Genomic DNA, 4,504 nt, shown 5'->3' with positions numbered 1-4,504 from the left:
AGCCGGCCGCTCCGGCCCCGTACCGGCCCGCACCGGCGCCCGCTCCGGCTCCCGCGCCAGCGCCTGCACCAGCGCCACCGGCCCCCGAAACCATCACCATCGACCTTGGCGGACGCGGGGAGATCATCCCCCAGGCGCCAATCGCCCCCAGACAGCTCAACATCCCCTGACGCCGAACACGTCAGGTCCACCCACCAAGAGAAAGAAGATTACTCATGCTCGCAGCAGCCACGGCCATCTCCGGAATGATCATCTCCGCCCTGATGGCTCTCGGCCCCATCGCAGCACCTGTCGTCGGCGCCGCGATGGCGGCCGGCCCAGTCGCCACCGCTGGCACCGCGATCGCTGGCATTGTCGGTACTGGCGCTGCAGCAGGCGGTTCAGCCGCCCTGGGTGCAGGTGCAGGTGCCATCGGAGCCAGTCCCCACGCCGCAGTCGGAGTGCAGAACGGAATCACCGATGCGCTCAACCAGGCGAAGGACGCCGCTGCCGGGTCCGTCAACGACCTGAACATCCCGGGTGTTCCGCACATCTCGTTCAACTGAATCGGTACGACAAGCGGTCAGCCGAACAGCGCAGGTTCCGCCCCTCGCGTGGTTGATCTCCTCGCCGCCCTCCCCCCGCGAATGTTGGGTCTGGGAGGGCGGCGGTGCTTCAATAACCCGATGACCAGCGTGACCTACTTCCAGCAGACCGACGCCGACCACCTGCGTCCCGCTGGCCGTGCGGAGCTGACCATCTCCCGCGTCTTCCCCGCCGAGCCGTCGTTCAACTCGCGGATGTACCGCGAGATCGGCGGCGACTGGAATTGGATCGATCGGTTGGAGTGGGCAGAGGGCGACTGGGCTTCGTACTGCTCCGACCCGTGCGTCAGCACGCTGCGTGCGACCCGGGGCGGCGAGATCGTCGGGTTCGCCGAACTCCGCATGAGCCCCTGCGACGAGACCACCGGCCCAGCCTTCAACAACGCTGACGGTGCCGGGGACGACGGCGTCGACGTGGAGATCGTCTACTTCGGCCTGCTCCCCCAATTCGCCGGCCGCGGCCTGGGCGGATGGTTCCTCTCCGAGGTCTGCCGCATCGCCTGGAACGTGCCCGGGTGCCGCCGGGTGTGGCTGCACACCTGCGACGACGACTCCCCCGCCGCCGTCCCCAACTACCTCTCCCGCGGGTTCGTCGAGTACGCCCGCGCGGACACCGGCTGCGCTACCTGCTCCGCCTGATTCAACGGCCGGCGTGCCCCATCGGCCGAACTCGACTCACTGCTCGGGGAGCCGGCTCAGCGCCCGCCCGCTCATCCGGGAGACCAGCTTCTCGGACACCGCGCCGAACGCCTGCAGCTCGTCGTCGTCGAATCCTTCGAACAACCACTCGGCGAGTCCGACGCGCGCGGTCACCACCTCATCCACGATCCGGCGTGACTTCTCCGTCAGGTTGACCAGCCGCACCCGCCGGTCGTCCGGTGGCATCGTGCGCTCCACGTGCCCGCTGGCCACGAGGCCGTCCACCAGCGCGGTCACCTGGCGCGGCGAGCAATCGAGATAGGTGGCGAGCTCCACCTGCTTGCACTCGCCCTGCAGACCCAGGACGAACAACAGCTCGAGCCGCGGCACCGTCAGGTCGTAGTTCGCCGCCGCGCGCGCGATCGATCCCGACATCTGCTCCGCCAACATCAGAGCGCGGTCGAGAATCTCACTCGAGGATAGTGCCACGTGTATATAGTTACCACTATTCACGGTTTCATCCCCGCCGGACCCGGCGGGCGACCAGCCCCAGGAGACACCATGGACGTCACCATCCCGGCAGGCTTCGACTTCACCGACCCCGACCTGTTCTCCAAGCGGCTCCCCCACGACGAGTGGCGCAAGCTCCGGCAAACCGAACCGATCCACCGCGTCGAGAAGCGCGCGGGCTCCGACGGGTTCGACGACGACCACTACTGGCTGGTCACCAAGCATGCCGACGTCAAGGAGATCTCGCGCCTGACCGGGGAGGTGTTCTCCGCCGGCGAGAACACGATGATCCCGCGGTTCGCCGAGGGAACCGACCGATCGATCATCGAGGCCCAGCGGTCGATGCTCGTCAACGAGGACGGCGAGATCCACAAGAAGCACCGGCGCATCATCTCCCGCGGGTTCACCCCCCGGGGCGTGGCCGGCATGCGCGACGAGCTCGCCGACCGGGCACGCAAGATCGTCACCGCCGCCGCCGAGTCGAACGCCGACGACTTCGTCACCGCCATCGCCTCCGAGCTGCCGCTCCAGGCGATCGCCGACCTACTGGGCGTGCCGCAAGAGGACCGCCACAAGATCTTCGAGTGGTCCAACATCATGACCAGCTACGACGCCGGCGGCGACCCTGACGCTCCCGCCATCGCGTCCATGGAGCTCATCGGGTACGCGAACGCCATGGCCGAGGACCGCGCCGCCAACCCGCGCGACGACATCGTGACCAAGCTCGTCCAGGCCGACGTCGACGGCGAACATCTCTCCGCCGAGGAGTTCGGTTGGTTCGTCACCCTCCTGGCCGTGGCCGGCAACGAGACCACCCGCAACGCCACCACCCACGGCATGGTCGCCATGCTCGAGCACCCCGAGCAGTGGGAACTGTTCAAGCGCGAGCGGCCCGAGACCGCCTACGACGAGATCCTGCGGTGGGCCTCGCCGATCACCCAGTTCCAGCGCACCGCCATGGAGGACACCGAGATCGGTGGCGTGTCGATCGCGAAGGGCGACCGCGTCCTGATCTGCTACGGCTCCGCGAACTTCGACGAGGAGGTCTTCGACGACCCCTTCAGCTTCAACATCCTGCGCGATCCGAACCCCCACGTCACCTTCGGCGGCCAGGGCCCGCACTACTGCCTCGGCGCCAACCTCGCGAAGATGCAGCTCGAGCTGATCTTCAACGCCGTCGCCGACTACTTCCCGGATCTGACCGCGCTCGGCGACCCCACGCGGCTCCGGTCGGGGTGGCTCAACGGCCTGACCGAGTGGAAGGTCGACCTGGGCACGTGCCCGGTGGTCCACTGAGCGGCAGGCGGGGCCGGCAGGCTCACACCAGCAGGGTCTGCAGCAGCATGTAGGTCGCGGTCCCCAGCACGATGCTCGCCGCGGCCCGTCGAAACGCCAGGTGCACAGCCAGAGTGAGCCCCAACGCGACGGCCGCCGGCACCCACGAGCCGAGCTCGGTGGTCGTGTCCCGCAGGGTGTAGACCACCAGCACGACCATCACGCCGGCGGGCATCGTGCGGCCCAGATAGCGGACGACGCCGGAATCGCGCAGCCGGGTCAGCGCCAGGAACGGGGCGGCCCGCAGCGCGAGCGTCACGAGGAACATCACGCCCAGCCCGGCGAGCAGGTAGGCGGTCCCGGGCACCGCGGCGGTCACGTCGCGGCCCGCTCGGTGCGCGCGGCCCAGACGTAGCGCAGCAACAGCACTACGACGAACGCGCACAGGCCCACGATGAGCATCTGACCGGGCGCGACCACCGCCGCGACCAGGCCGCAGACCAGGCCGATCACCGGCGCCGGCAGGTCTCCCGAGGACCGCCACGCGTCCACCGCAAGCACGGCGAACAGGGCGGTCAGCGCGAACTGCAGCCCGTCCAGTCCTTCCGGCAGCGCGGATCCCACGAGCGCACCGACGATGCCCGGCACCACCCACAGCGACTGGCAGGTGATCGCGATGGTCAGCGTCCGGGCGCCGGTCATCTCCACGCGCCGCTTGGTGGCGGTGATCGCGTACACCTCGTCGGTGAGGGCGTAGACGGCATAGAGTCGGCCGAGCCGAGAGCGGATGGATTCGATCGGGAAGCTCAGCCCGTAGAAGACGTGCCGGAAGTTCACCAGGAACGCCGCGGCGGCCAGCGAGTACAGGGGAGTGACCGCGGTGAGCAGGCCGATCGCGAGGAACTCCATGGAGCCGGCGTAGATGACGATGGAGAACACCGGTGCCCACCACCAGTCGAACCCGGCCTGCGTCATCAGCACCCCGAACGCCAGACCGAGCGGGACGAGTCCCAGCCCGACGGTCGAGCAGTCGGCAAGACCCTTGCGGATCTCTGCGCTGGTGGAGGGGGCGTGCGGCACGCCGGGCAGTCTAGCCAGCCACGATTTGGCATCACCCCCGTCGGAGCCCTTCCGCGCTCGCGCCGGACGGCGCACACTCGGGGCATGAGCGCACACCAGCCCGGGACCCAGCCCGCTCCCACCGTGTGGCACTGCTTCCGATGCTCGGACGCCCGCGCCGTCATCGACTGGTTGGTCGAGGCACTGGGTTTCGTCGAGACCGTCTCCCATGCCGAGGACGGCCGCATCGTGCACGCCGAACTGCTGTGGCCCGAGGGTGGCGGCATCATGCTCGGTGACCAACGGCCGGGGCCGGATGATCCCCATGCGATGCCGCCGGGAACCGGGTTGGCCTACGTGGTCACCGCCGACGCGGATGTCGTCTACGAGCGCGCCCGGGCGGCGGGCGCCGAGATCGTCATGGAGCTCCACGACAC

General features: G+C 69.0%; 7 protein-coding genes. 4 read left to right on the top strand and 3 right to left on the bottom strand.

All coding sequences use genetic code 11. From position 1 onward, the window contains the following. Window positions 1-215 precede the first annotated feature (215 nt). Window positions 216-545 (top strand): hypothetical protein, encoded by a 330-nt coding sequence (locus G6024_RS05205; protein ID WP_159148225.1) that lies wholly within the window; start codon window positions 216-218, stop codon window positions 543-545. Between the two features lie 120 nt (window positions 546-665). Further along, the gene (locus G6024_RS05200; RefSeq protein ID WP_067720150.1) at window positions 666-1,223 is read left to right on the top strand and encodes a GNAT family N-acetyltransferase; all 558 of its coding nucleotides are present in this window, start codon (window positions 666-668) and stop codon (window positions 1,221-1,223) included. A 36-nt stretch (window positions 1,224-1,259) separates the two neighbouring features. Here the strand turns inward: G6024_RS05200 and G6024_RS05195 are convergent, their stop codons facing one another. Further along, window positions 1,260-1,712 carry a MarR family winged helix-turn-helix transcriptional regulator gene (locus G6024_RS05195; protein WP_235027764.1) on the bottom strand — a complete coding sequence of 151 codons (453 nt, stop codon included), beginning with the start codon at window positions 1,710-1,712 and terminating at the stop codon, window positions 1,260-1,262. Between the two features lie 72 nt (window positions 1,713-1,784). On the opposite strand from G6024_RS05195, the gene G6024_RS05190 reads away from it, so the two are divergent. Next, window positions 1,785-3,029, top strand: coding sequence for a cytochrome P450 (locus G6024_RS05190; protein WP_159148224.1), 1,245 nt, complete (start codon window positions 1,785-1,787; stop codon window positions 3,027-3,029). A 22-nt stretch (window positions 3,030-3,051) separates the two neighbouring features. On the opposite strand, the gene G6024_RS05185 is transcribed toward G6024_RS05190, so the two are convergent. Continuing rightward, on the bottom strand, window positions 3,052-3,387 hold the full coding sequence (locus G6024_RS05185; protein ID WP_119193280.1) for a branched-chain amino acid transport AzlD family protein: 336 nt from the start codon (window positions 3,385-3,387) through the stop codon (window positions 3,052-3,054). Then, on the bottom strand, window positions 3,384-4,088 hold the full coding sequence (locus G6024_RS05180) for an AzlC family ABC transporter permease (RefSeq protein WP_069388494.1): 705 nt from the start codon (window positions 4,086-4,088) through the stop codon (window positions 3,384-3,386). The genes G6024_RS05185 and G6024_RS05180 overlap by 4 nt, the downstream gene beginning before the upstream one ends. Before the next feature lie 84 nt (window positions 4,089-4,172). Here G6024_RS05180 and G6024_RS05175 point away from each other — a divergent pair. Beyond that, window positions 4,173-4,504 (top strand): VOC family protein (locus G6024_RS05175; protein ID WP_159148223.1); only part of this gene is annotated, 332 nt, incomplete at its 3' end.

It is taken from the genome of Dietzia maris (assembly GCF_014144855.1).
GTDB lineage: Bacteria > Actinomycetota > Actinomycetes > Mycobacteriales > Mycobacteriaceae > Dietzia > Dietzia kunjamensis.
The sequence above is the reverse complement of the archived record's forward strand: the minus strand, read 5'-3'. Positions and strand labels throughout refer to the sequence as shown.

What these genes read in the sequence shown, in the direction of transcription:
- G6024_RS05205 (WP_159148225.1), top strand. Translation starts at nt 216, where the DNA reads ATGCTCGCAGCAGCCACGGCCATCTCCGGAATGATCATCTCCGCCCTG.
- G6024_RS05200 (WP_067720150.1), top strand. Translation starts at nt 666, where the DNA reads ATGACCAGCGTGACCTACTTCCAGCAGACCGACGCCGACCACCTGCGT.
- G6024_RS05190 (WP_159148224.1), top strand. Translation starts at nt 1,785, where the DNA reads ATGGACGTCACCATCCCGGCAGGCTTCGACTTCACCGACCCCGACCTG.